A 26,125-nucleotide genomic window follows, 5' to 3' on the forward strand; every position below is an offset into this window, starting at 1 on the left:
CTATTCCTTATTCTTTTTCCTCGGCAAGCAACTGTTGGAAGATACTCCTCAACTGTGCTTCGTCTGCGATAATCTTTTGCAGTTCTTTCAGCTTTTCTGCATTCTTTGATTTCGGAAACCAAAGTTTCAGATATCCACCCGGTGCATATTTCTCCATCAGATGCTGGCGGAAACGTTGGTAGTGCCATTCTTTTTCCGCTTCCGGTTTCTGTTTTAATCCGTATTGCACGGTGCGGCGTAAGGTGATTACGGGGTCAATCACACGATCTGCCTCTGCCACTATTTTGCCATAAATGCTTCGCGGTTTGTGATCGGTAGATGCCCGATGGTCTTCCACCGCCTCTTTCATGGTTTCTATTTCTTCCTCACTGAACCATTGGCAGAGCATTTTGTCTTGTTTCAGAATCTCTCCTGAGATGAGATGATGTGTAGCACGATCCCGACAAAGTCCTGTATCATGGTATGCGGCAATGGTATATGCCATGCTTTCGTTCACATTATATTCCTTGGCAAGTGCGAGGCTTTCTTCTATAACAGTACGTACGTGTGCGAGGTTGTGTGCCTTGTCAAAGTGCTCGTGACGGGGAATAATCTCTGTTTCAATGTAGTGGGTGAGGGTAGCAGGTATCATAAATAGGTTTTGTTTAGGCAGGCAAAGTTATGAAAAAAGCCGAAATACATCACGTATTCCGGCTTTCACTTGGTGTACAAAACTTATAAAGGTTTCGGTTTGTTCAATTTGTTTGTTAGATTTTTAAGAGAGTATCTGCTGTTTTTACAGATTTGGATTGTCCATTGTAACCGTCATTTCGGGAACAAGGACATATGCTTTTTGTTTGTTATTCCACTTATAATAAGTAGTAGTGAGAGTTTTTCCTTGATAAGCGTAGCAAACGCGAAGGTCGTTTTCCCAAGCATTCTTTCCGCTGTTCCATTTCATAGTCTCGCTTTCAGTCATGCGTTTTTGGTCATCATATTTATAACTATGCTTCATATAATTTGCTAAAGTACCACCGTCCATTTTGTAAACGGTCTGTCCAACCATTACTCCATCTTTCTCTTCCGAATTGTAAATGAGGTTGTTTTTGTTAGCTGCAGAAGCTGCAATGCCACCAAATAGAATAACTGCTGATAATGCAACTGTTTTTAAAAATACTTTTGTTTTCATGGTTCTATATGTTTTTAAGTTATCTCTTACTATATTCTATCATTATGTCATTAAATTCGCTGCAAAGGTACGTATTATATTGACATAATAGCGATAAATAGATTAAATATAGTCAAAATGTTAGCATGAATGGGTTTGTTATGTTTTCTTTTTGCCAATATTAATGATAAAAAAATATCCGGTAGCGATGTTGCCGGATATTCTGGTGAGCAAACTGTATTTTGAATAGATTACTTCAGTTGCTTTCTGATTGTAAGTTAAATAAAGTTATAGTTGGATTTAGTGGGCCTTTAACCAGTTCTTTCCCCATCCACAATCGGCTCTCAGGGGTACGTGCATGCGATATGCGCGTTCCATCTCTTCGATTACAATTTGTTGCACAAACTCTTTTTCAGCCTCTGGAACGCTGAAATTTAGTTCGTCATGGACCTGTAAAATCATCTTAGCTTTCAATTTGTAACTTTGGAAGCGTTCATAGATGCGTGCCATGGCAACTTTGATGATATCGGCAGCGCTTCCTTGAATAGGTGCGTTGATAGCATTGCGCTCTGCATATCCGCGTACGGTTGCATTTCGCGAGTTGATATCAGGTAAGAAACGTTTGCGATGGAAAATGGTTTCCACATACCCTTGCTCACGCGCTACTTGGATACTTTTATCCATATATTCGCGTACCTGCGGATAAGTTTCAAAGTATCCGTCAATCAGTTCCTTAGCCTCTTTGCGGTCCACGTTCATACGTTCTGCCAGGCCAAAGATAGAGATGCCATAGATGATACCGAAATTGGCGGTCTTTGCCTTACGGCGCATATCGGGGGTGACGTCTTTGATATCTATTTTATATATTTTAGCGGCAGTGGCGGCATGAATGTCATAGCCGCTAAGGAATGCGTCGATCATATTCTTATCTTCGCTTAGATGCGCCATAATACGCAATTCTATTTGCGAATAGTCGGCAGAGAAGAACTCGCAATCATCATCCGGAATAAAAGCCTTGCGGATTTCCTTTCCATCTTCGTCACGGATGGGGATGTTCTGCAGGTTCGGATTGCTGGAACTGAGGCGTCCGGTAGCTGTGACTGCCTGGTTAAAGGAAGTATGGATGCGTCCGGTACGTGGATTGATCAATAGAGGAAGAGCATCCACATAGGTTCCCAGTAATTTCTTCAATCCACGGTATTCGAGTATCTTTCCAATGACCTCATGTTTATTGCGCAGGCTCTCCAGCACTTCTTCCGAAGTAACATATTGACCAGTCTTTGTCTTTTTTGCTTTATCTATAATCTTCAGCTTGTCAAACAGGATCTCACCTACTTGTTTAGGTGAAGCGATGTTGAATGTTTCACCTGCCAGCTCATAAATTTCTTTTTCGATCTCCTGCAGGCGGACAGTGAAGTGTTCGGACGTTTGCTTCAGTGTTTCGGTATCAATACGCACTCCGTTGCTTTCCATGTTGGCAAGCACACGTACAAGTGGCATCTCTATTTCATAGAAGAGGTGTTCCACGCCTTGTTTCTTTAATTCTTCCTCAAGAACGTTTTTAAGTTTCAGGGTAATGTCCGCATCTTCGCAAGCATATTTGTAAACTTCCTCCGGTGGGAGGTCGCGCATGTTCTTTTGATTCTTTCCCTTCGGTCCGATAAGTTCGTCGATATGGATAGTTTGATAGTGCAGATAAATTTCTGCCAGATAATCCATATTATGGCGAAGTTCGGGTTGCAATACATAATGTGCAAGCATGGTGTCGAAAAGTTCACCTTTCACTTCCACTCCGTAATTTTGAAGAACCAGAATATCGTACTTGATATTTTGTCCGACTTTCATTGAATTCTCATTTTCGTAGAGTGGTCGGAATTCATTTACTATTTTTAACGCTTCTTCCCGTTCGGGTGGAACCGGAACATAATAGGCCTGATTTTCGGTGTCGCTGAAACTCATTCCTACTAATTCTGCCTCCATTGGCTCAGCAGAGGTGGTTTCGGTATCTATTGAGAGAATTTTCGTTGTAAGTAACTTTTTAATAATTTCAGATCTTTTCTCTTCTGTATCAAGGAGTTGGTAGTCGAAATTGCTGGTTTCTAAACGCGCGAGATTCGATTTTTTTTCATCGTCCAGTCGGTCGCCCGCAAATTCTTCAAACAAATTGCCTTGAACCGGGCCATTATTTGGGGCAAAAAGCGGACCTGGTGAAAAAAGATCGGGAGCAGCGGAAGAAGGAGAGGGGGCATTACTTTTTTTGAGTACGCGATCAATGAGTGTACGAAATTCCATCTCTTCGAAAATTTTCCGAAGTTCTTCTTCGTTGGGTTCTTCACGAACGAGTGCTTTCATATCAAGTTTGATGGGAACATCAATTTTGATAGTTGCAAGAAATTTGGAGAAGGTAATCATTTCGCGATTGTTTTCGACTTTAGTCTTCAAGGCACCTTTCAGTTGGTCGGTGTGTTCCAGAAGGTTTTCGATGCTGCCGAATTCGCTGATTAGCTTTTGTGCGGTTTTCTCTCCTACGCCGGGACAGCCGGGTATGTTATCGGATGCGTCACCCATTAACCCCAACATGTCAATGACCTGCTGGGTCGATTGGATATCAAACTTAGCTTTTACCTGTTCTATACCCATGATCTCGAAACCACCTGTATGTTTGGGGCGGTACATGAATACATTTTCAGATACCAGCTGTCCATAGTCTTTATCCGGTGTCATCATATAAGTTGTGATGCCTTGGCGACCTGCCTCAGTAGCAAGCGTACCGATGACATCATCCGCTTCATAGCCCGGTACTTCCAGGATAGGGATGCGGTAGGCACGAATAATATCTTTTATAATAGGTACGGAGAGACGGATTGCTTCCGGGGTTTCTTCCCGCTGTGCTTTATACTGTTCGTAGGCCTCGTGCCGGAAAGTAGGACCTGCCGGGTCGAAAGCCACACCAATATGGGATGGATTTTCTTTTTTGAGTACTTCTTCAAGGGTATTTACGAACCCTAGAATGGCAGAAGTGTTGAAACCTTTGGAGTTGATCCGTGGACTCTTGATGAACGCGTAATAGGCGCGATATATCAATGCATAAGCATCGAGAAGAAACAATTTATCGTCAGAATTCATATATTTATCCTTTTTTTCATGGTAAAAGTACAAAAAAATACCGTATTAAGTGTTTTATTACTATTTTTGTCGGAAAATAGCGATGCATGGACACCTCATCACTCATAAAAACTCCGATAGCGGCAGAACTGGATGACTTTAAGAAACTGTTCGACAGCTCACTTACCAGTTCCAACTTTTTGTTGAATGAAGTTATATCTCATATTCGACAAAAGAATGGGAAAATGATGCGTCCGATGTTGCTGTTACTTATGGCAAAACTGTATGGCAGGATCTGTCCCGAAACACTTCATGCAGCGGTATCCCTTGAATTATTGCATACAGCCAGTTTGGTCCATGACGATGTGGTGGATGAGAGCACTGAACGTCGTGGTCAGTTATCGGTAAATGCAATCTATAATAATAAGGTAGCAGTATTGGTGGGCGATTATTTGCTGGCAACTTCACTTGTGCAAGTAGGCAAAACGCATAATTATGCTATTATTGAGGTGGTTTCCCGTCTGGGACAGAATTTGTCAGAAGGGGAGCTTCTCCAACTTTCCAATGTGAGCAGTCTTCAGTTTTCAGAAGAAGTTTATTTTGATGTAATCCGTAAGAAAACGGCTGTGCTCTTTGCTGCTTGTACCAAATCCGGGGCTCTTTCGGTAGGGGTGACCGATGAACAGGCTGAATTTGCACGTCAGTTCGGTGAATATATCGGTCTTTGTTTTCAGATTAAAGACGATATTTTTGATTACTATGACAGCAAGAAGATAGGTAAGCCGACAGGAAATGATATGTTAGAGGGAAAATTGACCCTTCCTGTTCTTTATGCTCTGAATTCAACCAAAGATAAAGCTGCCGAAGAAATTGCCGTAAAGGTGAAGAGTGGTTCGGCTACTACCGATGAAATCGACTATTTAATTGAGTTTGCCAAGCAGCAGGGCGGCATTGAGTATGCTGTGCAGACTATGCTTGCTTTTAAAGAAAAGGCCCTGTCTTTGTTGCTAACTTTGCCGGATACGGACGTTAAAACTGCACTTGTGGCTTACCTCAATTATGTGGTGGATAGGGATAAGTGATTTGTTGCATGGAAAGTAATCTCCTTCTTATTTGCAAAGCATTATTTTTGCTCATTGCTGCACATCCTATACTAAGTGTGCTTCGTATGACTTATGCATTTATTACAAGAAGTATGTTTAAAAAGTTGTATTGGGCTATTCCTGTGTCCTTATTGGCTGTGGCGTTTTACGTTTGGCTTGTAAGTTTTACGATGGATGCGTTAAAATAGTCAGATAAATAGAAATGCCTGATAGGAAAGGTTTGCTTCCTATCAGGCATCTTTGTATATTAGCTTTGCTTCTAGAAGAATTTCATTTCCTCGCCTTTAATTTCAGAAAGTAAAAGATTAGCCAGACGACTGGTACCTAAACGGAACCATTGATTGTCAAGCCATTCTTCTCCAAGTATCTCTTTGACAATCGTATAGTAAATAACTGCGTCATTTACGGTGTTGATTCCTCCGGCAGGCTTGAAGCCGACTTTGTTACCAGTCTTGTCGTAATATTCTTTAATGGCCTGGCACATTACGTAAGCGGCCTCCGGGGTTGCGGCAGGTTGCTGTTTCCCGGTAGAGGTTTTGATGAAATCTGCTCCTGAATACATGGATAGGATAGAGGCTTTCATAATGTTGGAAGCGCTTTTCAGTGCTCCTGTTTCCAGAATAACCTTCATGTGATGTTCTTTGCAGACATCTTTCAGTTCCTGAATTTCTTCACACATGCTCTCATAGTCTCCACTCAGGAATTTACCTACAGAGATAACAATGTCTATTTCATCTGCACCTTCCATCAATGCCATAGCAGTTTCTGCTACCTTTACTTCCGTAAAAGTCTGCGAAGAGGGGAAGCCAGCCGAAACACAAGCTATTTTTACGTCTTCCACTTCCAGGGTATCCTTTACGATTTCTGCAAAATTTGGATAAACGCAAATGGCAGCTACGTTCTTTAAATCGGGGAATTCATTGTCGAATTGATTCACTTTTTGTGTAAATTTCATTACGCTTTCATCGCTGTCCGTGGTGTTCAGCGTGGTGAGATCAATGCAGTGAAACAAGAATTTCTTAACTTCTTCCGTATGGTTTCCAGGTACTTTTTCTGCGATGAGCTTCGCTACTTTTGCAGCTATTTCTGCATCATCCAGTTGTGTGTTATACTTTGCCAAAGCGGCATCATACTTGTTCTGCGTAGGTTCATTCTTCTCCATGGTCTTGCAATTTAGGGTTATTTATATGTCGGACGCTATCCCGTTGGGTTTTCTTCTCCAGATTCCGGGCAAACGCTTCAGTGACGTTTACGCCTGTTTGATTGGCAATGCAGAGGAGTACCCACAGGACATCTGCTATCTCGTCGTCAATGTTATCTTTTTCTCCTTCTTTAAAGGATTGGTCACCGTATTTACGGGACATCACTCGGGCCAGTTCTCCGACTTCTTCGGTAAGAACAGCCATATTGGTGAGTTCGCTGAAGTAGCGTACTCCATACTTCTTAATCCAGCAATCTACTTGATGCTGAGCCTCTTCTAATGTCATCATTCCTTGTTTTTTGTATCCATACAGATGGTCACAGGACCATCGTTCAATAATTCTACCTTCATATCGGCGCCAAATTCTCCGGTACCTATCTCTTTACCTAAAGAAGAACTCAATTCCCTGCAAAACTGTTCATACAAAGGGATTGAAATTTCGGGTTTTGCCGCCCGTATATAGGAGGGACGGTTCCCCTTCTTTATAGAGGCATGCAGAGTGAACTGACTGATTACCAGTATCTCACCGTTAATGTCGAGGATCGATTTGTTCATAACTCCGTTTTCGTCGTCGAAGACACGCAGATTGACAATTTTTTTGCAAAGCCAGTCAATGTCTTCCTGTCCGTCTGTCTCCTCAATACCTACCAATATTAAAAGTCCTTTTCCTATAGCGGATTTACACGTTCCGTCAATAGTAACAGAAGCGTGTCCGGCACGTTGTATGACTACTCTCATGTTCTTTTATCCTAATCTTTTTAATCTTTTCCGGTGTGCAAAGTTACGAATAAATTCGTGATTGTCTGTAATTTGAGTGTATGATTCATTTTTAATCGATAGAAGATTTAGCTTGTGGCCTGTCTGAAGTATTCTTTAATAACTTTTGCTTTTGCCTCTCCTGTCACCTTTGCAAGTGCCTCCAAGGATGCTTCTTTAATGCGTTTTACGCTCTTAAACTCTTTTAGAAGGGCAGCTTTTGTTTTCTCTCCGATACCTTTTATCTCATCCAATTCAGACGCTATCTGCCGTTTACTGCGTTTATCCCGATGGAAAGTAATGGCAAATCGGTGTACCTCGTCCTGTATCTGTGTCAGAAGACGGAAAAGGGGAGTGTTTTGCTTCAGTCCGATGGTCTGTGGTGGAAAACCGTACAATAATTCTGATGTGCGGTGTTTACCGTCTTTGGCAAGCCCGGCAATAGGTATATTCAGATTTAGTTCGTCTAGGACTTCTTTTACGGCACTCATTTGCCCTTTTCCACCATCGGTGATAAGGAGGTCGGGTAGAGGAGCGTTTTCCTCAATAGCACGCTGATAACGGCGTTTTACGACTTCTTTCATGGAAGCATAGTCGTCTGCACCTACTACGGTTTTGATATTATACTTCCGATAGTCCTGTTTAGAGGGTTTGGCCTTCTTGAAAACTACACAGGCAGCAACGGGATCGGAACCTTGGATATTTGAGTTATCAAAACATTCTATTTGCATGGGCAGGCGGTCGAGGTGCAGCTCATCCTGTATTTCTTTCATCAGACGAACGTTCCGTTGTTCAGGATTCAACTTCTCAGCCTGCTTCATACGATCTGCCTTGTACTGTTTTACATTCAGAATAGAAAGGTCCAACAGTTTTTTCTTGTCTCCTCGCTGGGGGATTGTGAAAACCACATCCTTTAGTTCCATATCGACCTCAAACGGCACGATAATTTCGCGTGAAAGGCTTTTGTATCGTTCTCTCATCTCGATGATACCCAGTTCGAGAAGCTCTTCTTTGGTCTCGTTAAGGCGTTTCTTATACTCAAATGTAAATGCTTGGTTGATGGCTCCGTTCGTAATATGCAGATAGTTGACGAATGCTGATTTTTCGTCGCTATCTTCTTCGATGGAGAATACGTCGATATTGTGCAGTATATTGCTTACAACTTCTGATTTAGCGCGATAATTCTCAATCAGCATATACTTTTCTTTCACCTTCTGTGCTTCTTCAAACTTCATGTCGGTTGCCAATTCTTGCATTTGCTGGAATAAATGGCGTTGTATCTCCTGCGTGTTTCCTTTGAGGATTTCCTTGATTTCACCAATATTTTTCAAGTAATCATCCAATGATTGTTTTCCGATGCAAGGACCGGCGCAGTTCTTGATGTGATACTCCAGACATACATTGAATTTGCCTGCATTGATATTCTCGGGCGAAAGATTCAGGCTACAGGTGCGCAACGGATATAAATGCTTGATCAGGTCGAGCAATGCATTCATGGAAGGTATATGGCTATAAGGGCCATAGTAGGAGGAACCGTTGCGTATAATCTTGCGAGTCTTAAATACACGGGGAAAATATTCGTTTTGAACGCAGATAGATGGATATGTCTTATCATCCTTCAATAAAACGTTGTATCGCGGTCTATATTTCTTTATCAGATTGTTTTCTAACAGCAATGCGTCCTCTTCTGTATTTACTACGATATAACGTATATCTGCGATCTTGCTGACGAGTACTCTTGTTTTTCCCGGTTCGTGCTCTTTATTGAAATAGGAGGAAACCCGGCGTTTCAGGTTCTTTGCTTTACCTACGTATATAATAACTCCTTCGGTATTCAGATATTGATAAATACCGGGGCTTTCGGGAAGGTTTAATACTATCCCTTTCAAATATTCGCTGGTTTTAAGTTCCGGGTTATTCTCCATATATTGCTTGAGGCTATTCTATCTGTTTATAGAGAAAGTACTGATTGTACATCTACATCTTTATTGAATAAATCTTTTCCGTGCAATTCTTTCAACTCGATAATGAAGTTAACATGAATTCTTTTTGGATTCATCTTCTGTACTAACTTGCAAGCAGCCTCCATTGTTCCACCTGTAGCCAATAAATCGTCGTGGAGCAGAACCACATCGTTTTCGTTCAAAGCATCCTTGTGTATCTGAATTGTGTCTTTCCCGTATTCCTTATCGTAGCTTTCTTCAATGGTTTCTGCCGGAAGTTTCCCCGGTTTGCGGATAGGAATGAATCCTGCGCCCAAACGAGTGGCGAGGATAGGGCCCATAATGAAGCCTCTTGATTCAATACCTACAACTTTTGTGATACCTTTGTCTTTGTACATCTCGTACAATGTGTCCGAAAGTTCCTGTAGCCTTGCAGGATCTTTGAACAATGTAGTCACGTCGTAAAATAGAATCCCCGGTATTGGGAAATCGGGAATCTCCCGAATGCTTTTAGCAAGAGTTTCTTTGCTCATAATCAGTATTTTTAATGCGTTTATTGAATTCTTTTGTTTCACGTGGAACGTTCTGCGTTATCTGCCCGAAAGTACCAGCAGGACGTTAATATCGCTTGGAGACACTCCCGGAATTCGGCTTGCTTGAGCAATGGTTTCCGGGTCAATCTTTACCAACTTCTGTCTTGCTTCGGTGGAAAGGGATTGAATGGAATTATAGTTAAACTTCCCTTTGATTTTTATACTTTCCAGACGGGCAAGCTTATCTGCTATAATTCGTTCCCGCCCGATATAGCCTTCATATTTAATAAGGATCTCGGCAGCCTCGATGATTTCCTCTTTTCTTTCGGTAACCTTATTCAGCTCCCGGCGGAAAGCGTCGACGTGTTCCGCCATATTTTCAAGAGTGACTTGCGGACGGTTTATCAAATCTATTAATTTGCATCCCTGGCGCAGGGGAGTAGTTCCTAACTGTTCGAGAACCGGATTTATTAATGCCGGTTTCATCGAATAGTTTCGGGTAAATTCTACAATATTACTGATAGCTTCACGTTTCCGCTTCAGTAGTTCATAGCGGTCTTCTTTCACTAATCCGAGCTTCCATGCTTTTTCAGTGAGTCGCATGTCCGCGTCGTCCATGCGCAGCAATATTCTATATTCCGCACGTGAAGTAAACATACGATAAGGCTCATCCACACCTTTTGTTACTAAGTCATCGATCAATACGCCGATATATGCTTCATCGCGTGCCAGCGTAAAAGGTTCTCCGCCATGGCAATTAATATGTGCATTGATACCGGCTATGATTCCTTGTCCGGCAGCTTCTTCGTATCCGGTGGTTCCATTTACTTGTCCGGCAAAGAATAAGTTCTTGATTCTTTTCGATTCCAACGTATGTTTAAGTTGGGTAGGATCGAAGTAATCATACTCAATGGCATACCCCGGACGGTAAATCACCAGATCTTTAAATGCAGGGACTTTCTTTAAAGCTTCTATTTGTATATTCATCGGAAGTGATGAAGAGAAACCATTCAAGTAAAGTTCCTGTGTTGTCTCTCCTTCCGGTTCCAGGAAAAGTTGATGCTGTTCCTTATCAGGAAAGGTCACAATCTTGGTCTCAATGCTGGGGCAATAGCGGGGGCCTATACTTTGAATCTGCCCGTTGAAAAGGGGAGAATCTGGCAGACCCTCACGTAACACACGATGCACTTCTTCGTTCGTAAAGCAAGTCCAGCACGGGAGTTGTTTCAGGTGACGCACACTAGTATCCATGAACGAAAATTTGTGGAAGTCACATTCTCCATCCTGGGTTTCCATATATTCATAGTGTACACTTCGTCCGTCTATGCGTACAGGGGTACCGGTTTTCATGCGTCCGTATTCGATGCCATGTCTTGCGATAGACTCCGTTAATTCGTAGGATGCAGGCTCTGCCATACGTCCACCTGCAAGCTGGGTACGTCCTATGTGCATTAACCCGTTCAGGAAAGTTCCAGCTGTTAATATGATACACTTAGCTCGGAAAGTCACATCAAGGAAAGTAGTCAGCCCGGTAATTTCTCCATTTTCAACGAGAATTTCGCGTACAGTATCTTGCCAGATGTGCAGGTTAGGAATGTTTTCTAATATTTCGCGCCATGCCCAGATGAATTTATTGCGATCGCATTGTGCACGCGGGCTCCACATGGCAGGACCTTTGGAACGATTCAATATACGGAACTGGATAGCGGTTTGATCGGTTACTAATCCCATGTATCCGCCTAAAGCATCTACTTCGCGTACAATTTGTCCTTTGGCAATACCGCCTATGGCAGGGTTACAACTCATTTGACCTATCTTATTCATGTCCATGGTGATAAGACAGGTTTTTGAACCCAGATTTGCCGCAGCTGCAGCTGCTTCACAACCGGCATGTCCGGCTCCAATCACGATAACGTCGTATTTAAACTCCATTCATTCAATGTATTTAAAACTGTGCAAAGTTACGAAAAAAACTGCTACCCATCCAGTTTTTCTTTTTCTTATCATTGTTTAAGGTAAGGCAAGATGTAGGGAAAACCTTAAATACGTTTTGGTCAGAAACACTTCTGAACTACACCGACTCTGTATCAACTCCGTATTTTCTTCACTCCTATGCGGAGATGAAAGAAGTGGAGTTGGTCCTTTTTTGTTCCATTTTTCGTCTACAAAAGAATACTCCCGATATTTTGTATCTATCTGTTGTTATTTCTTTTTATTTTTGTTTTCTTTGTTGACAAATAACCGAATAGCTTTATGTTAAACCGATTGAAAGGCTTACTCTCTGTTTTTTGTTTGATTCTGATTCTTGCTTCTTGTAGTAAAAAAGTGGAGAATAAGCAATTGTTGCGTGCTGAAATATTAATGCATTCTTCTGTCGATAGTAGTTACCAGATTCTACAATCCATCTCTCCGGATATTCTGACCAAATCCGAACAGATGCATTATGGATTGCTTTTGGCAGAAACTATGGATAAGAAATATCTTTCTCTGTTACCTTGCGATTCTTTGCTTAATGAGGCTATTCATTACTATGGTAGTGGCATCAATCGTGCTAAGGCTTTTATGTATAAAGGACGCCTTCAGCTTCGTATGAATATGTATAAAGAAGCTATTGAGAGCGATTTTGCTGCTTTGAAAGAGCTTGGTAATACGGATGCTGAAGAGTTAAGGGTAAAAGGAATGATTTATGAAGATCTGGGTAATTTGTATGTTTCGCAGGTTCTCATAGATAAAGGAATGGATATGTTCCTAAAGTCGAAAGATTGCTTTATAAGTTGCGATTATAAAAAGGGATTGTGTTTTGTTTTTAATGATATAGGCTGGGGGTATTTATTGAAAGGTGATACTCTGCGTGCTCGTGATAATATGAAGTGTGCTTTGGGGCTGGCTTTGGAAGAAAATGATTCAATGATCGTATCAATGACTAATCATAATCTGAGTTGTACCTATGAGGAAGTCGACTCTATGCTTTTTTACGGGAAACAGTCTTTGGCGTTTGGTAAAAGAATGGCTTCCAAGGCAGCAATTATGGTAGGCTATGCATTTATGAACCATGAACAATTGGATTCTGCTGATTACTATTTCAAACAGGCATTACAGGATACGGTGATAGAGACAAAAGCTTTAGCTTTTTATGGTTTGAAAGATGTGATGGAGATGAAAGGAGACTATCAGCAGGCATTAGGTTATCTGGATAACTACTCTGTGACTATGAACTCCATTCTCGATAAGCAAAATCCCGAAGTGGAGCAGAAGATTTATGAATATGAGGCCAAAATGAAAGTTTATAAAGAAAAAGTGCAGATGCAGATACTGTTTATTGGTCTGGCTGTTTTGTGTTTGCTCGTTATTCTTTCTATGGTTTGGTATATTCAGCGAATAAGACGTCGGAGAGACTTTTTTGAATTGGAACATAAGTATGATAGGGCTTTATTGGAGGTAGATATAGTAGGACTACAATATTATGTCTCTTCGTTGCGGAGGGAGCAGGAAGAGGATAAAAAGAAGATTTCTCAAAAAGAATGCGAAATCAGAAAATTAGCCGATGAAAAGGCGGAATTATGCAATGTTATTTTTAAAGAGACCTCCATTTATAAGAAAATAGAACAGCTTAGTCATCAGGAAAAGACTAAGAATAAACAGGAACTGCGTATTTTGTTGGAAGATGAACAGAAGCAGCTTCGTTCCACTGTTATGGAAATATACAAGGGTTATATAGACTATTTGTATCAAACCTATCCTAAATATACCGAGAATGATTGTCTTTTCTCATGCCTTTCACTTTGTGGGTTAGATGATTTTACAATTGCCCTTTGCTTTGGGAATGTGAACAAGCAAATTGTGGCTCAAAGGCGACACCGGATTAAATTGAAGACTGCTAATTAGCCTTTTACTGAAAGAATGTTATCTGTTTATTGTTTAAATATCTGATAAACAGGGTGTTGTTGTAATTAGATGTTATCATTTTTATTCTGTTTTTTGCTTTTATGTCACTAACTTCGTCACATTATTAATCTCTAATAAGTGTGAGACATATGAAAGCATTATCGTTTGTTCTATTCAGTGGTTTATTTATAATGCAGCCGCTTTGTATATCTTTAAATGCATCAGCTGAATCTGCATCTGTTCCTACAGAAAAGAAGGAAATCAAAAGACCGATTAATATTCATTTATTAAAAGGGAATGGATCAGTTCGTTCCATATATCCTATAATTCCGGGTTATATTCAGGATAATCAACTTTATATCTGTTTCGAGACTTCTATCGACAATCAATGTTTGGTAGTTAAAGATGCTGGTTTCGGTGAAATCGTGTATTCTGGCACTTTTATCGGTAATACTCTTGTTGTAGCCTTGGCCAATTCGGGTGAATCTTATACAGTGGAATTTGTGTAGGGAAGTGCTATGGGTGAACACATTACTATCAGGTTTTATCCGACAGAACTACCTAAAAGGAAGAAAGGTTTTTTTGTCCGCCTATTCAATCGCATAAAAACAGTGATTAGGAAATTTCTGAGTTTTAGTTAACTTTTTTAATAACTTCTTTAAAACACATTAGTATGGATACAAATTTATTGTCAATGTCGCAGCAGTTCTCCGGGCTGCCAATGGAAAGTTTAATCGGAGGTCCTTTGAATGCAGCTGCTAAAGCGAATTCTGCAATGGCTCTTACTCAAACAAGATTTATGTTGGACACTTGTTTTAACAGAAAGGAAGTTAGTACAACCGAACCGAAGAGTTATCAGTATGAACCCATTATGATCGATATGATTCTCACCAGGAGTGTTATTGGTCCGGGAGCTACTGAGGGCGCCGATCCTGTTATTAAACCAGCTTCAACCAAATTTACTTTGCCTCTGCTTACAATTCTTCCTATTAATTCCCTCGCTGTTGAAACTGTGGATATTAATTTTGAAATGGAAGTGAAATCAAGTTTCTCAGAAGATGACAATAAGGCAAAAGAATCTGAGAGTAAAGGAGAGGGTAGTTTTGAAACAAAATTAGGTTGGGGACCACTGTCTGTATCTATTAAAGGATCGGCCAGCTATTCTTCAAAGGATTCTGAGACTCATAATACGCATTATGAGAAGAGTAATTCTGCTAAGTATACTGTTAATGTACATGCAGGTCAGCTTCCACTTCCTAAAGGAGTAAATACTATCATCGAAGCATTTACAAAAGCAATTCAACCGATAGAGTTGAAGAGTCCTAGTGCACAACCGTAAAGAATAGGATTATTCCTGCTACTAAGTAAATAGGATAAAATATTTGATATCAAGTAAAAAGAAAAAAATATGGCTGAAAACGAGCAAGGTACATTCAAACCTCAATTTGGGGCAGAACTTAATATTGAGTCGATCATTGGTGCTCCTTTGGTAGCGGCATCCAAGGCCAATGTTATGATGCTGACCGGGCAGGCTCAATTTTTGCTTGATTATTGCTTCACAAAGGAGGAGGGAAGTGACTTGCGTCAGCCTCTTATGATAGAGATGATACTGAGTCAGCCGGTTGTTGATCATACAAAGCAACCGACTGATCCAGAATACATCTCTATCAATAAAATGGCTTTTCAGGTTCCTTTGCTGTGTTTATTGCCTTTAAATTCTCTTGCAATAGATAAGATCAATGTAGATTTTGATCTGGAGATTACATCGGTGGGTTCTTATAATTATGAATCAAAAGTGAATGCGGATGTACAACTTGTAGAGAGGAAGGCGGTTTTGAACGGAAGAATTGCTCCGGCCAAACAGGAGTATAAGAGGAATTCGCATGAGCAATATGATAGCACTTTGTCAAGCCGCCTTAAAGTAAATATTCATGCAGGCAGATTGCCTTTGCCCAAAGGAGTATTGACTATACTTGATTTGTATACGAAATCAATACAACCCATACAGAAAATAGATAAACAGTCAGAAAAAAAATAAAAGTATGATAGATCAGTATATTCCGTGTCCGGTATGCAAAACTCAAATTCCCATTGATTTGCATTTGTTAGTTCAAGGTATGCAATTTTCATGTCCTAATTGTCAGGCAGCCATTGGATTGAGTACAGAGAGTCGTCCGATAGTGAATGAGGCTGTTGATAATTTTGAAAAGCTGAAGAAATTATCTCCTCAGAAAGAGTGAAATGGTATAGCGTCGAATCATTAAATTTATCGATATGATTAGTTTTAAATTGTTTGTGGAAGCCATCCACCATGCCATTGTTAGTGCCAGTGACTCACTGATGGACAAGAATGAAGGCTTGTTGGATAAGTATTTTGAGAAACCGGTTGTCGGGGTAGGAAAAGATAAAGGAGCATTGATTCCGAAGATAGTGCAACTTGAATATCCTACTTTGGATGATGCCGGGGCAGTTACCACTACAACGGTTCAGGTTCCCTTAATTACATTGGTGCCCGTCACAGCCTCTAAAATAGAGAAAGCTACAGTGACGGCAGAGTTTGCATTGGAGGTTATAAACAATGAATTGCAAATCAGTTTTCCCAATAATAAATCATCGGAGAATGCTACGGTTGGGAAACTGGAAATTGTTATTTCGCCACAAGAATTGACGGACGGGCTGGAATTGATTATTGAAGGATATGCCAATGCTTTGAAGAGGCAGATTACCTGATAGAATTTCTCAGTTATTCATTTTAAAAATTGAAGCTACTATGAGTGTTTATAAATGTAAGTACTTCAAAATTCAGGAATTAGTCTGTAATCATGTGATGCAGAGCTATTCGGAAGAACAGATATGGTCTTTTCTGGATGAAGATTTAAAGAAGACATTAGATATTATCCGTGAAATACTGGGTGTTCCTCTTACAATTAATCAGCCCAAGATGAAAGTGTATCAAAGGGGGCTAAGATGTCATTTATGCAATCTTGTTCAGAATAATAAGACTCCCTATATTACGACTCATATACAAGGTAAAGCCGTCGATATCCTGTTACCGGCAGATTGTGGAATGACAGCAGAAAGTGCAAGACATAAAGTTCAGGAGTCTGCTGATAAACTACCTTGCAATATCCGCTTTGAACATCTGCAAAAAGGAGTTCCTATCTCATGGGTACATGTGGATGTAAGAGATAATGAAAAGGATGAAAAAGTATATTGGTTTAATGTCTGAATATTCCTGAAAGTTCTGTTTTTGCAAGGCATTGACTTCTTGCAGGCAACACATTATTTGTTTGCCTGCAAGAAGTCAATTTTGTTATTGATCTGATTAGAAGGCTGTAGTTGTAGCTTTCTAAGTTCCTACTATTATCTTGGCAGATTGATTATTTCTTTCTACATTTAGTTATTAAATGATAAGATTCTTGCATTTATTGAACCAATTGCGTTATTTTGAAAATGAATTAGTGGCTAACTTTGCTTCCAAACATTTAGAATAGTTACATACCATGAAGAAATTATTTATTGCGTTATCTTTGGTAACGTTTTTTAGTTTGGAGAGTTCGGCACAATGGAAACCGGCCGGAGATAAGATTAAAACAGAATGGGCGGAGCAAATTGATCCTTCAAATGTATTGCCCGAGTATCCAAGACCCATTATGCAGCGTAATGATTGGAAAAACCTGAATGGGCTGTGGGATTACGCCATTATTGATAAAGGTGGGCATATTCCGGCTGATTTTGAAGGTAAAATACTTGTGCCGTTTGCTGTGGAATCTTCTTTGTCGGGAGTAGGCAAGAGGATAAACGAAAAGCAGGAATTGGTATATCAACGTAGTTTTGATGTTCCATCGGCTTGGGAAGGAAAGCAGATTCTGCTGCATTTCGGTGCTGTAGACTGGAAAACAGATGTATGGGTGAATGATGTTAAGGTGGGAAGCCATATCGGAGGATTCACTCCTTTCTCCTTTGATATTACCCCGGCTTTATCAGCTAGAGGCAGTAATCGTTTGGTTGTAAAGGTTTGGGACCCCACGGATAGAGGACCTCAGCCGCGTGGTAAGCAAGTCAGCAGACCGGAGGGTATCTGGTATACTCCTGTTACTGGTATCTGGCAGACTGTATGGCTGGAACCTGTTAGTGGAAAACATATTGAAAACCTTCGCATTACTCCTGATATTGACCGCAATTTGTTGACGGTAAAGGCTGAACTGAATGCCAATTGTGCAACAGACCTCGTTGAAGTGAATGTATATGATGGCAATCAGCTGGTAGCTGTCGGTAAGAGTATCAATGGAGAAGCTGTAGAGGTAGCGATGCCTGAAAATGCTAAATTATGGAGTCCTGATTCTCCTTTCCTTTATACCTTGAAAGTAGCTCTGAAGGATGGAGGTAAAATTGTGGACAAGGTGGATAGCTATGCAGCTATGCGTAAATATTCTACTCGCCGGGATGCTAACGGTATTGTACGCCTGGAATTGAATAATGAAGCGTTGTTCCAGTTCGGACCGCTTGATCAGGGTTGGTGGCCTGATGGTTTGTATACAGCTCCTACGGATGAAGCTTTGCTGTATGACATCCAGAAGACGAAAGATTTTGGTTTTAATATGATTCGCAAACATATCAAAGTTGAGCCTGCCCGTTGGTATACCTATTGTGACCAGCTTGGAATTATTGTATGGCAAGATATGCCGAGTGGTGACCGTAATCCACAGTGGCAGATGCGTCAATATTTTAATGGTACGGAAATGAAGCGTTCTGCTGAATCTGAAGGCTATTATCGCAAAGAATGGAAGGAAATCATAGATTGCCTGTATTCTTATCCTTGTATTGGTACGTGGGTGCCGTTCAACGAAGCTTGGGGACAATTTAAAACGGTAGAAATAGCTGAATGGACAAAGCAATATGATCCGACCCGTCTGGTGAATCCGGCAAGTGGTGGTAACCATTATCCCTGTGGTGATATGCTTGACTTGCACCATTATCCTGCACCGGAAATGTTTTTATATGACGGTCAGCGTGCAACGGTTTTAGGTGAATATGGTGGTATCGGTTTGGTTTTGAAAGATCACCTTTGGGAGCCGAACCGTAACTGGGGTTATGTACAGTTCAATTCTTCTAAAGAGGCTACTGATGAATATGTGAAGTATGCCGATATGTTATATCGGATGATTGACAGAGGATTCTCGGCAGCTGTTTATACGCAGACTACTGACGTAGAAGTGGAAGTGAATGGTTTTATAACTTATGACCGTAAGGTAATCAAGTTGGATGAAAAGCGTGTGAAAGAAATTAATACACGTATTTGTAATTCATTAAAGAAATAATCTTTCCTAAAAAAGGAGGGAACTATGAATCGAACTATTATAAAGCTTTTCCTCTGTTTGTGCATAGTGACGGCATTGCCGTCCTATGCCTATAATACCGTTCACTATTATTTCAGAACGGTAGATATCAGAAATGGTCTTTCTCAGAACTCTGTGAATTGTATTTTCCAGGATAAGAAAGGCTTTATGTGGTTTGGTACTAAAGATGGCTTGAGCCGCTACGATGGCTTGTCTTTCCGCATCTATAACAATGAAAATTCAAATCTGGGCAGGAATTTCATAACGGTACTTTATGAAGATAGTAAGGGGAATATATGGGTCGGAACCGATGGTGGACTTTATATTTATAATCCTATACTTGATTCTTTTACCGAATTCAATTTAGTAAGTGATAAAGGGACCATTATTCGGGATTTCGTAACTATGATAAGGTGCGATGAACATTCAAATCTTTGGATATCGGTTGAGAATCAGGGGCTGTTTTACTATAATAGTAGCGAAAACAAATTGCAGAATTACCTTCATGATGCAGGACTGGCCAACGTTCATCGTTTCTGGTTAAATGGGAATACCTGTTGGCTGGCATTGTATGGTGATAATCTTTATTATACAAAGGCTGACTTTGAATCGCCTTTACAGCCTTTTAAGGATGCGAATGGCGATGAGATATTCAAAGATGATATCATCAATTGTGAGATTGTCGGTCCTCATAATTACACTTACATAGCATCATCGAACGGATTGACTGAGGTTAATTTTGTGACGGGTAAATCCCGTAGGATTTTGGATGCTTTTGCACGTACGTTAGAATTTAAGTCCGATGATGAATTATGGGTAGGTACGGAAAAGGGATTGTACATTTATAATTTGACGACCGACAAGATCACACATCTGACAGTACCCGATCAAGATGACTCCTATGCGTTATCAGACAATGCTATTTATTCGATTTATCGCGATAGTGAGAATGGAATGTGGGTAGGTTCTTATTTTGGTGGCGTAAATTATTATCCGTATCAATGGACCTATTTTGAGAAGTTTTATCCGAGAGAGGAGATCAAGTTCTTGGGGCGTCGGGTACGTGAGATATGTGAAGGCAATGACGGTACTTTATGGATAGGTACTGAAGATAAAGGATTGTTTAATTTTGATCCGGAGACAGAAAAAATAGTACCATTTGAGCATCCGGATATATATAAGAATGTCCATGCTCTTTGTCTGGATGGAGATGATTTATGGGTCGGTACTTTTTCGGGGGGATTGAATAAGGTGAATTTACGTACCAGACAAGTGAAGCATTATTTCAAAGATAAAGGTGAAGGGGCGCTGACTGCCAGTGATGCTTTTACTGTTTGCAAAACTGCTACGGAGGATATCTGGATAGGAACAACATCCGGTTTATTCAAATATAATCGTTCTTTCGATAATTTTACCCATATTCCACAGTTGGGAAATTTGTTCGTTTATGATATTTTAGAGGATTTTGAGGGGAATTTGTGGTTCGCTACTTTCTCAAATGGGGTATTCGCGTACAATACTCAGACCCAACAATGGAAGAGTTATCTTTCAAATGAAAAAGATTCGACTTCTCTATCTTATAACAAGGTAATTTCTATTTGCGAGGACAGCAAGAAGCGTTTGTGGTTTATGACGATGGGAAAGGGGTTCTGCCGTTATAATCGGGAAACGGATAATTTTACACGTTATGATACGTCGAAAGGGCTTCCTAACAATACCGTCTACAAAATGGTTGAAGACAAGCGGGGAAACCTTTGGATTACAAGTAATTATGGGCTTACTTGCTTTAATCCGGATAGTGAGGCTATGCATGTATATACTACGGCAAATGGATTACTGAGCAATCAGTTCAATTTCCAGTCTGGATATCGTGACAAGAGAGGGCGTATCTATTTTGGCAGTATTAATGGGTTTGTCATATTTGATCCGGATAATTTTGTCGAGAATACCTTTCTTCCTCCGGTGGTTATTACCGACTTTTATCTGTTTAATAAACGCTTTTCTGTGGATACTCCGGGATCTCCTTTACAGCAGAATATAACTTATGCTGACAATATAGAGCTTGATGCAGACCAAAATTCTTTTGCCTTCCAGGTGGCAGCTTTAAGCTATCAGGCACCGGAGATGAACCGCTTGATGTATAAGCTGGAAGGTTTTGACCAGGAGTGGTATATGTTGGGGCGAAATTCTATGATTACTTATTCTAATTTACCCTATGGAAGTTATACGCTGCGCATAAAAGGGTCTAATGGTGACGGAAAGTGGAATGATGTGGAACGGGTGCTCAATGTACGTATTCATCCTCCTTTTTACTTATCAGTGTGGGCATACGTTATTTATGTTATCTTGGCTCTGTGTTCATTGGTTGCCACTATTTTATATTTCAGAAGACGGACGCAAGAGAGGCATCGATTGGCAATGGAGAAGTTTGAGCGGGAAAAGGAGCGTGAGCTTTATTCTGCGAAAATCGATTTCTTTACGAATGTAGCGCATGAGATACGCACTCCGCTCACATTGATAAAAAGTCCGCTTGAGAATGTCCTGCTTTCTAAAGAGGTTTCTGACGAAATCAGGGACGATCTGGAAGTGATGGATCTGAATACAAACCGGTTGCTTGATTTGGTGAACCAGCTACTTGATTTCCGTAAGACGGAGACACAAGGATTTCAATTGAACTTTGTGGAATGCAATGTTGTAGATATATTGCAAAAGACCTATAAGCGTTTTAAACCTTTGGCACGTGAGAAGGGGCTGGAACTTACCATTGATTCTCCGGAGAGTCTGTATGCCTCGGTAGATAGGGAAGGGCTGACCAAGATCATCAGTAATTTGATGACAAATGGCGTGAAATATTCGGAAACATATATCCGCATTAAGTTATATGTTGAGGGGGATCAGATGTTGCTCCTGGCGTGTAATGACGGACGTGTGGTTCCGCTGGAGATGCGTGAAGAGATATTTAAACCATTCGTTCAATACAAAGCCGGAGTGCTGCATTCTGTTTCCGGTACGGGTATAGGATTGCCTTTGGCGCGTTCGCTTGCCGAACTTCATGGAGGGACTTTGTGTATGGTAGATTCCATGGAAAGCAATCAGTTTTTGCTTTCGCTTCCGATAAAACATGCCCATACAATACAGACAAAAGAGCAAGTTGTGCCTGAAGAATCTTTTGAAAGTCAGGAGGCTAAAGAAGAAGTTGATTCGCAAAATCGTTATACGTTACTTGTTGTAGAGGATAGTTTGGAAATGCAGGCGTTCATTGTAAAACAATTATCGGCGAAATACCGGGTTTTGACAGCCTTAAATGGTGTGGAAGCCTTGAAAGTATTGGAAGAACACACTGTCAATCTGGTTATTTCGGATGTCATGATGCCTGAAATGGATGGACTGGAATTATGCGAGCATTTAAAATCTGCGGTTGATTATAGCCATATTCCTGTTATTTTATTGACAGCTAAGACCACCCTTCAGGCTAAGATCGAAGGTATGAAGCTTGGGGCGGATGTCTATATAGAGAAACCTTTTTCTGTGGAATATCTTAAGGTTTGTGTTTCTAACTTGCTAAGTAACCGTGAGAAACTTCGTGTTGCTTTCGTTCATTCACCTTTTGAACAGGTCAACAGTATGGCAATGACTAAAGCGGATGAAACTTTTTTAAAGACCTTGAAAGAAGTAGTGGTCGCAAATATGCAGGATCCAGACTTTAATTTGGATGATATGGCAAGCCAGCTGAATATGAGCCGTTCGAGTCTTAACCGGAAAATAAAAGGTATATTGGATATGACTCCGAATGATTACATTCGTTTGGAGCGTTTAAAGAAAGCGGTGCAATTACTCAAAGAGGGGGAATGCCGGATAAATGAGGTTTGTTACATGATCGGTTTTAATACCCCTTCTTATTTTGCCAAATGCTTCCAGAAACAGTTTGGTGTTTTGCCTAAGGACTTTATAAAATAGCTATGAGGAGGGCTTGGTACTATTTTTGCATTGTTTGAGTGGATTTTTATATTTTATATCTTAAAATTTCACTACTTTTGGGCTGTTATTTTTATATGGGTATTCTGCCTGGAAAAAAGAAAGGAGTATATCTGGATTTTATTTTAAAGACCATATTATGAAAGATACATTAATCAACAGAAGAGAATTCCTTAAAAATATAGGGGTGCTTGGAGCTGGGGTGTTGTTGTCAGCAAGTCCTTGGCTTTCTGCCTTTTCGGAAGTTAAGGAAACTTCCAATGAAAAATGCCGTTTGGCTGTTATTGGGCCGGGATCACGGGGACGCTTTTTGATGAGTTTCCTGATACAGAATCCTAAAGTGGATATTGTGGCATTGTGTGATATTTACCAGCCTTCCATTGATGAGGGGTTGAAACTTGCCCCGAAAGCGAAGGTTTATAATGACTACCGGAGACTACTGGAGGACAAAACGATTGACGCGGTATTGGTGGCTACTCCCCTTAATTCCCATTGCCAGATTGTATTAGATGCTTTTGACGCCGGTAAACATGTGTTCTGTGAAAAGACCATAGGTTTTACGATGGAAGAGTGCTACCGCATCTATCAGAAGCACATCAGTACGGGCAAGATATTCTTCACCGGTCAGCAGCGCCTTTTCGACCCGCGATATATAAAAGTAATGGAGATGGTACACGCCGGTACATTTGGCGAGATCAATGCTATCCGTACTTTCTGGAACCGGAATGGAGATTGGAGACGGGAAGTTCCTTCGCCTGAGCTGGAACGTTTGATAAACTGGCGTTTGTATCGCGAATATTCCAAGGGTTTGATGACTGAATTGGCTTGCCATCAGCTACAGATCGGAAGTTGGGCTTTGCAAAAGCTTCCTGAGAAGGTGATGGGACATGGAGCCATCACTTACTGGAAAGACGGCCGTGAAGTGTATGACAATGTAAGTTGTATATATGTGTTTGATAATGGAGTGAAGATGACGTTCGATTCTGTCATATCCAATAAATTCTATGGCTTGGAAGAGCAAATCATGGGTAATCTGGGAACAGTAGAGCCTGAAAAGGGTAAGTATTATTTTGAGAGTGTAGCCCCTGCACCCGGATTCTTGCAGATGATCAATGATTGGGAGAATAAAGTCTTTGATTCTTTGCCTTTTGCCGGTACCAGTTGGGCACCGGAAACTGCCAACGAAAACAAGGGAGAATTTATTTTGGGAGAACGTCCTAAATCGGATGGTACTTCTTTGCTGCTGGAGGCTTTTGTAGAGGCCGCTATTACCCGCAAGCAGCCGAAACGTATAGCCGAAGAGGGTTATTATGCAAGTATGCTGTGCTTATTGGGCGATCAGGCTTTGCTGGAAGAAAAAGTACTTTACTTCCCCGATGAGTATAAAATAGATTATCTGAATCATAAAGCTAAAACAATAGAAGCCGTATGAAAAATACAGTTATTACCGCTCGCCGGAAAAAGATAGAATTGCTGACCTTGCTGGTATGTTTCATTATCGGCAACTTGGCAAATTTGTATGCAATAATCTCCTATAAAACCCCTTTCTCGGAGATGCTGACATCTATTTTCTATGTTCTGGCATTTTCGTGTGTGCTTTATGCCTTTTGGACCCTATTGCGACTTTTATTCTACGGAATAAGAAATTTGTTCCTTAAGAAGAAAAGTGAAGTATAGAGATAATTGAAATAGAATTACTTAATTAATACCAATGAGATAATGACAACACGAAGAGATTTTTTGAAGACCATGACCATGGCTTCTGCCGGATTGGCATTGGGTGCTGGTGATATACTGGCAAATCCCACCTTTGCATCGCAAAGAAAGATAACAGATAAGGTGAAGATTGCCTATGTAGGTATTGGCAATCGTGGCGAACAGATTATTGGGGACTTTGCCCGTACCGGTATGGTAGAGGTTGTAGCTTTGTGTGATGTTGATATGGGAGCACCCCATACGCAAAAGGTGATGAACCAGTATCCCAAAGCAAAGCGTTTCCGTGATTTTCGCCAGATGTTCGATAAGGCAGGCAATGAGTTTGATGCTGTAGCTATAGCAACGCCTGACCATTCCCATTTCCCTATCAGCATGCTGGCTCTGGCGTCAGGTAAACATGTATATGTAGAGAAGCCTTTGGCACGTACTTTCTATGAAGGTGAGTTGTTGATGCAGGCTGCGTTGAAACGGCCTAATCTGGTGACCCAAGTGGGTAATCAGGGGCACTCTGAAGCTAATTACTTCCAGTTTAAGGCATGGATGGATGCCGGTATCATCAAGGATGTGACGGCTGTAACAGCGCATATGAATAATCCCCGTCGTTGGCATAAGTGGGATACGAACATCTATAAGTTCCCTGCAGGACAACAATTGCCGAAAGATATGGAATGGGACCCTTGGCTGGGAGTAACTCCTTATCATGAATATAACAAGGACTATCATTTGGGTCAGTGGCGTTGCTGGTACGATTTCGGCATGGGCTGTCTGGGCGATTGGGGCGCGCATATTCTGGATACGGTTCATGAGTTCCTGGAATTGGGATTGCCTTATGAAATAACGATGCAGTATGCCAACGGGCATAATGATTTCTTCTTCCCTTATTCTTCCACGATCCTGTTCCGCTTCCCTCAACGTAAGGGTATGCCGCCGGTTGATATCACTTGGTACGATGGTTTGGATAATCTTCCTCCTATCCCTGCCGGTTATGGTGTATCCGGTCTGGATCCTAACATTCCTACAACAAACCAGGGAGATGCTCCGGCTGCGAAGTTGAATCCCGGAAAGATTATTTATTCAAAAGAACTTACCTTTAAGGGTGGAAGTCACGGTAGCACACTATCTATCATTCCTGAGGAAAAGGCAAAGGAAATGGCTGATAAGTTACCGGAAGTGCCTAAGAGCCCGTCCAATCACTTTGAGAATTTCTTGTTAGCTTGTATGGGTCAAGAAAAGACTCGTTCTCCGTTTGAAATTAACGGTGTTCTGGGTCAGGTATTCTCATTGGGAGTAATGGCTCAGCGTCTCAATACGCAGTTATTCTTTGATCCTCGCACGAAGCAGATTACGAATAATGAATTTGCTAATGCCATGTTGGTAGGAGTACCGCCACGTAAGGGATGGGATGAGTTTTATAAAATGTAA

At 40.9% G+C, this 26,125-nt stretch carries 22 protein-coding genes; 13 read left to right on the forward strand and 9 right to left on the reverse strand.

The window, feature by feature from the left end; translation table 11 throughout:
- Positions 1-7: 7 nt before the first annotated feature.
- From BACINT_RS05650 to polA, 3 genes are all read right to left on the reverse strand, one after another.
- The gene (locus tag BACINT_RS05650) at positions 8-631 is read right to left on the reverse strand and encodes an HD domain-containing protein (protein ID WP_007661270.1); all 624 of its coding nucleotides are present in this window, start codon (positions 629-631) and stop codon (positions 8-10) included.
- 144 nt (positions 632-775) lie between these two features.
- A complete protein-coding gene (locus BACINT_RS05655) occupies positions 776-1,168 on the reverse strand; it encodes a DUF3836 domain-containing protein (RefSeq protein WP_007661271.1) in 393 nt (130 codons plus the stop codon).
- A 279-nt stretch (positions 1,169-1,447) separates the two neighbouring features.
- Entirely contained in the window at positions 1,448-4,273 is a 2,826-nt protein-coding gene (gene polA, locus BACINT_RS05660) for a DNA polymerase I (protein WP_007661272.1), read from the reverse strand.
- Positions 4,274-4,359: 86 nt separating this feature from the next.
- Here polA and BACINT_RS05665 point away from each other — a divergent pair, with 86 nt between their 5' ends.
- Positions 4,360-5,334: a polyprenyl synthetase family protein gene (locus BACINT_RS05665; protein ID WP_007661273.1), complete on the forward strand. Its 975-nt coding sequence runs from the start codon at positions 4,360-4,362 to the stop codon at positions 5,332-5,334.
- A 280-nt stretch (positions 5,335-5,614) separates the two neighbouring features.
- Here the strand turns inward: BACINT_RS05665 and deoC are convergent, their stop codons facing one another.
- The 6 genes from deoC to mnmG form a co-directional block, all read right to left on the reverse strand.
- Entirely contained in the window at positions 5,615-6,517 is a 903-nt protein-coding gene (deoC, locus tag BACINT_RS05670; protein ID WP_007661275.1) for a deoxyribose-phosphate aldolase, read from the reverse strand.
- Positions 6,504-6,842: a nucleotide pyrophosphohydrolase gene (locus BACINT_RS05675; protein ID WP_044154797.1), complete on the reverse strand. Its 339-nt coding sequence runs from the start codon at positions 6,840-6,842 to the stop codon at positions 6,504-6,506. Before BACINT_RS05675 ends, deoC begins: the two co-directional genes overlap by 14 nt.
- On the reverse strand, positions 6,842-7,294 hold the full coding sequence (gene dtd / locus BACINT_RS05680) for a D-aminoacyl-tRNA deacylase (protein ID WP_007661277.1): 453 nt from the start codon (positions 7,292-7,294) through the stop codon (positions 6,842-6,844). Before dtd ends, BACINT_RS05675 begins: the two co-directional genes overlap by 1 nt.
- A 107-nt stretch (positions 7,295-7,401) precedes the next feature.
- Positions 7,402-9,237, reverse strand: coding sequence for an excinuclease ABC subunit UvrC (gene uvrC / locus BACINT_RS05685; protein ID WP_007661278.1), 1,836 nt, complete (start codon positions 9,235-9,237; stop codon positions 7,402-7,404).
- A 26-nt stretch (positions 9,238-9,263) separates the two neighbouring features.
- A complete protein-coding gene (locus BACINT_RS05690; protein ID WP_022392428.1) occupies positions 9,264-9,788 on the reverse strand; it encodes an adenine phosphoribosyltransferase in 525 nt (174 codons plus the stop codon).
- A gap of 57 nt (positions 9,789-9,845) precedes the next feature.
- Positions 9,846-11,720 (reverse strand): tRNA uridine-5-carboxymethylaminomethyl(34) synthesis enzyme MnmG, encoded by a 1,875-nt coding sequence (gene mnmG, locus BACINT_RS05695; protein ID WP_007661280.1) that lies wholly within the window; start codon positions 11,718-11,720, stop codon positions 9,846-9,848.
- Between the two features lie 321 nt (positions 11,721-12,041).
- Here mnmG and BACINT_RS24505 point away from each other — a divergent pair, with 321 nt between their 5' ends.
- The 12 genes from BACINT_RS24505 to BACINT_RS05755 all read left to right on the forward strand — a co-directional run bounded on the left by BACINT_RS24505 (position 12,042) and on the right by BACINT_RS05755 (position 26,125).
- Entirely contained in the window at positions 12,042-13,673 is a 1,632-nt protein-coding gene (locus tag BACINT_RS24505) for a hypothetical protein (RefSeq protein WP_007661282.1), read from the forward strand.
- A gap of 149 nt (positions 13,674-13,822) precedes the next feature.
- The gene (locus BACINT_RS05705) at positions 13,823-14,182 is read left to right on the forward strand and encodes a DUF3244 domain-containing protein (RefSeq protein WP_007661284.1); all 360 of its coding nucleotides are present in this window, start codon (positions 13,823-13,825) and stop codon (positions 14,180-14,182) included.
- 164 nt (positions 14,183-14,346) lie between these two features.
- Positions 14,347-15,012 carry a DUF2589 domain-containing protein gene (locus tag BACINT_RS05710; protein ID WP_007661285.1) on the forward strand — a complete coding sequence of 222 codons (666 nt, stop codon included), beginning with the start codon at positions 14,347-14,349 and terminating at the stop codon, positions 15,010-15,012.
- Between the two features lie 69 nt (positions 15,013-15,081).
- Complete coding sequence (locus tag BACINT_RS05715) at positions 15,082-15,711, forward strand: DUF2589 domain-containing protein (RefSeq protein WP_007661286.1); 630 nt, start codon at positions 15,082-15,084, stop codon at positions 15,709-15,711.
- A 4-nt stretch (positions 15,712-15,715) separates the two neighbouring features.
- Complete coding sequence (locus BACINT_RS05720; RefSeq protein ID WP_007661287.1) at positions 15,716-15,913, forward strand: hypothetical protein; 198 nt, start codon at positions 15,716-15,718, stop codon at positions 15,911-15,913.
- A 34-nt stretch (positions 15,914-15,947) separates the two neighbouring features.
- Positions 15,948-16,403, forward strand: a complete 456-nt coding sequence (locus BACINT_RS05725) for a DUF2589 domain-containing protein (protein WP_007661288.1) — start codon at positions 15,948-15,950, stop codon at positions 16,401-16,403.
- Between the two features lie 40 nt (positions 16,404-16,443).
- Positions 16,444-16,902: a hypothetical protein gene (locus BACINT_RS05730; protein ID WP_007661289.1), complete on the forward strand. Its 459-nt coding sequence runs from the start codon at positions 16,444-16,446 to the stop codon at positions 16,900-16,902.
- 274 nt (positions 16,903-17,176) lie between these two features.
- The gene (locus BACINT_RS05735; protein ID WP_007661292.1) at positions 17,177-18,994 is read left to right on the forward strand and encodes a glycoside hydrolase family 2 protein; all 1,818 of its coding nucleotides are present in this window, start codon (positions 17,177-17,179) and stop codon (positions 18,992-18,994) included.
- A gap of 24 nt (positions 18,995-19,018) precedes the next feature.
- Positions 19,019-22,969: a hybrid sensor histidine kinase/response regulator transcription factor gene (locus tag BACINT_RS05740; RefSeq protein ID WP_007661294.1), complete on the forward strand. Its 3,951-nt coding sequence runs from the start codon at positions 19,019-19,021 to the stop codon at positions 22,967-22,969.
- Positions 22,970-23,126: 157 nt separating this feature from the next.
- On the forward strand, positions 23,127-24,419 hold the full coding sequence (locus BACINT_RS05745) for a Gfo/Idh/MocA family protein (protein WP_007661296.1): 1,293 nt from the start codon (positions 23,127-23,129) through the stop codon (positions 24,417-24,419).
- Positions 24,416-24,664 (forward strand): hypothetical protein, encoded by a 249-nt coding sequence (locus BACINT_RS05750; protein WP_007661297.1) that lies wholly within the window; start codon positions 24,416-24,418, stop codon positions 24,662-24,664. Before BACINT_RS05745 ends, BACINT_RS05750 begins: the two co-directional genes overlap by 4 nt.
- A 42-nt stretch (positions 24,665-24,706) precedes the next feature.
- Positions 24,707-26,125, forward strand: a complete 1,419-nt coding sequence (locus BACINT_RS05755; protein ID WP_007661298.1) for a Gfo/Idh/MocA family oxidoreductase — start codon at positions 24,707-24,709, stop codon at positions 26,123-26,125.

The organism is Bacteroides intestinalis DSM 17393 (genome assembly GCF_000172175.1).
GTDB lineage: Bacteria > Bacteroidota > Bacteroidia > Bacteroidales > Bacteroidaceae > Bacteroides > Bacteroides intestinalis.

Bases quoted from the DNA above. Each gene is read 5' to 3' on its own strand.
- BACINT_RS05650 (WP_007661270.1), bottom strand. From the start codon at position 631: ATGATACCTGCTACCCTCACCCACTACATTGAAACAGAGATTATTCCC.
- BACINT_RS05655 (WP_007661271.1), bottom strand. From the start codon at position 1,168: ATGAAAACAAAAGTATTTTTAAAAACAGTTGCATTATCAGCAGTTATT.
- polA (WP_007661272.1), bottom strand. From the start codon at position 4,273: ATGAATTCTGACGATAAATTGTTTCTTCTCGATGCTTATGCATTGATA.
- BACINT_RS05665 (WP_007661273.1), top strand. From the start codon at position 4,360: ATGGACACCTCATCACTCATAAAAACTCCGATAGCGGCAGAACTGGAT.
- deoC (WP_007661275.1), bottom strand. From the start codon at position 6,517: ATGGAGAAGAATGAACCTACGCAGAACAAGTATGATGCCGCTTTGGCA.
- BACINT_RS05675 (WP_044154797.1), bottom strand. From the start codon at position 6,842: ATGACATTAGAAGAGGCTCAGCATCAAGTAGATTGCTGGATTAAGAAG.
- dtd (WP_007661277.1), bottom strand. From the start codon at position 7,294: ATGAGAGTAGTCATACAACGTGCCGGACACGCTTCTGTTACTATTGAC.
- uvrC (WP_007661278.1), bottom strand. From the start codon at position 9,237: ATGGAGAATAACCCGGAACTTAAAACCAGCGAATATTTGAAAGGGATA.
- BACINT_RS05690 (WP_022392428.1), bottom strand. From the start codon at position 9,788: ATGAGCAAAGAAACTCTTGCTAAAAGCATTCGGGAGATTCCCGATTTC.
- mnmG (WP_007661280.1), bottom strand. From the start codon at position 11,720: ATGGAGTTTAAATACGACGTTATCGTGATTGGAGCCGGACATGCCGGT.
- BACINT_RS24505 (WP_007661282.1), top strand. From the start codon at position 12,042: ATGTTAAACCGATTGAAAGGCTTACTCTCTGTTTTTTGTTTGATTCTG.
- BACINT_RS05705 (WP_007661284.1), top strand. From the start codon at position 13,823: ATGAAAGCATTATCGTTTGTTCTATTCAGTGGTTTATTTATAATGCAG.
- BACINT_RS05710 (WP_007661285.1), top strand. From the start codon at position 14,347: ATGGATACAAATTTATTGTCAATGTCGCAGCAGTTCTCCGGGCTGCCA.
- BACINT_RS05715 (WP_007661286.1), top strand. From the start codon at position 15,082: ATGGCTGAAAACGAGCAAGGTACATTCAAACCTCAATTTGGGGCAGAA.
- BACINT_RS05720 (WP_007661287.1), top strand. From the start codon at position 15,716: ATGATAGATCAGTATATTCCGTGTCCGGTATGCAAAACTCAAATTCCC.
- BACINT_RS05725 (WP_007661288.1), top strand. From the start codon at position 15,948: ATGATTAGTTTTAAATTGTTTGTGGAAGCCATCCACCATGCCATTGTT.
- BACINT_RS05730 (WP_007661289.1), top strand. From the start codon at position 16,444: ATGAGTGTTTATAAATGTAAGTACTTCAAAATTCAGGAATTAGTCTGT.
- BACINT_RS05735 (WP_007661292.1), top strand. From the start codon at position 17,177: ATGAAGAAATTATTTATTGCGTTATCTTTGGTAACGTTTTTTAGTTTG.
- BACINT_RS05740 (WP_007661294.1), top strand. From the start codon at position 19,019: ATGAATCGAACTATTATAAAGCTTTTCCTCTGTTTGTGCATAGTGACG.
- BACINT_RS05745 (WP_007661296.1), top strand. From the start codon at position 23,127: ATGAAAGATACATTAATCAACAGAAGAGAATTCCTTAAAAATATAGGG.
- BACINT_RS05750 (WP_007661297.1), top strand. From the start codon at position 24,416: ATGAAAAATACAGTTATTACCGCTCGCCGGAAAAAGATAGAATTGCTG.
- BACINT_RS05755 (WP_007661298.1), top strand. From the start codon at position 24,707: ATGACAACACGAAGAGATTTTTTGAAGACCATGACCATGGCTTCTGCC.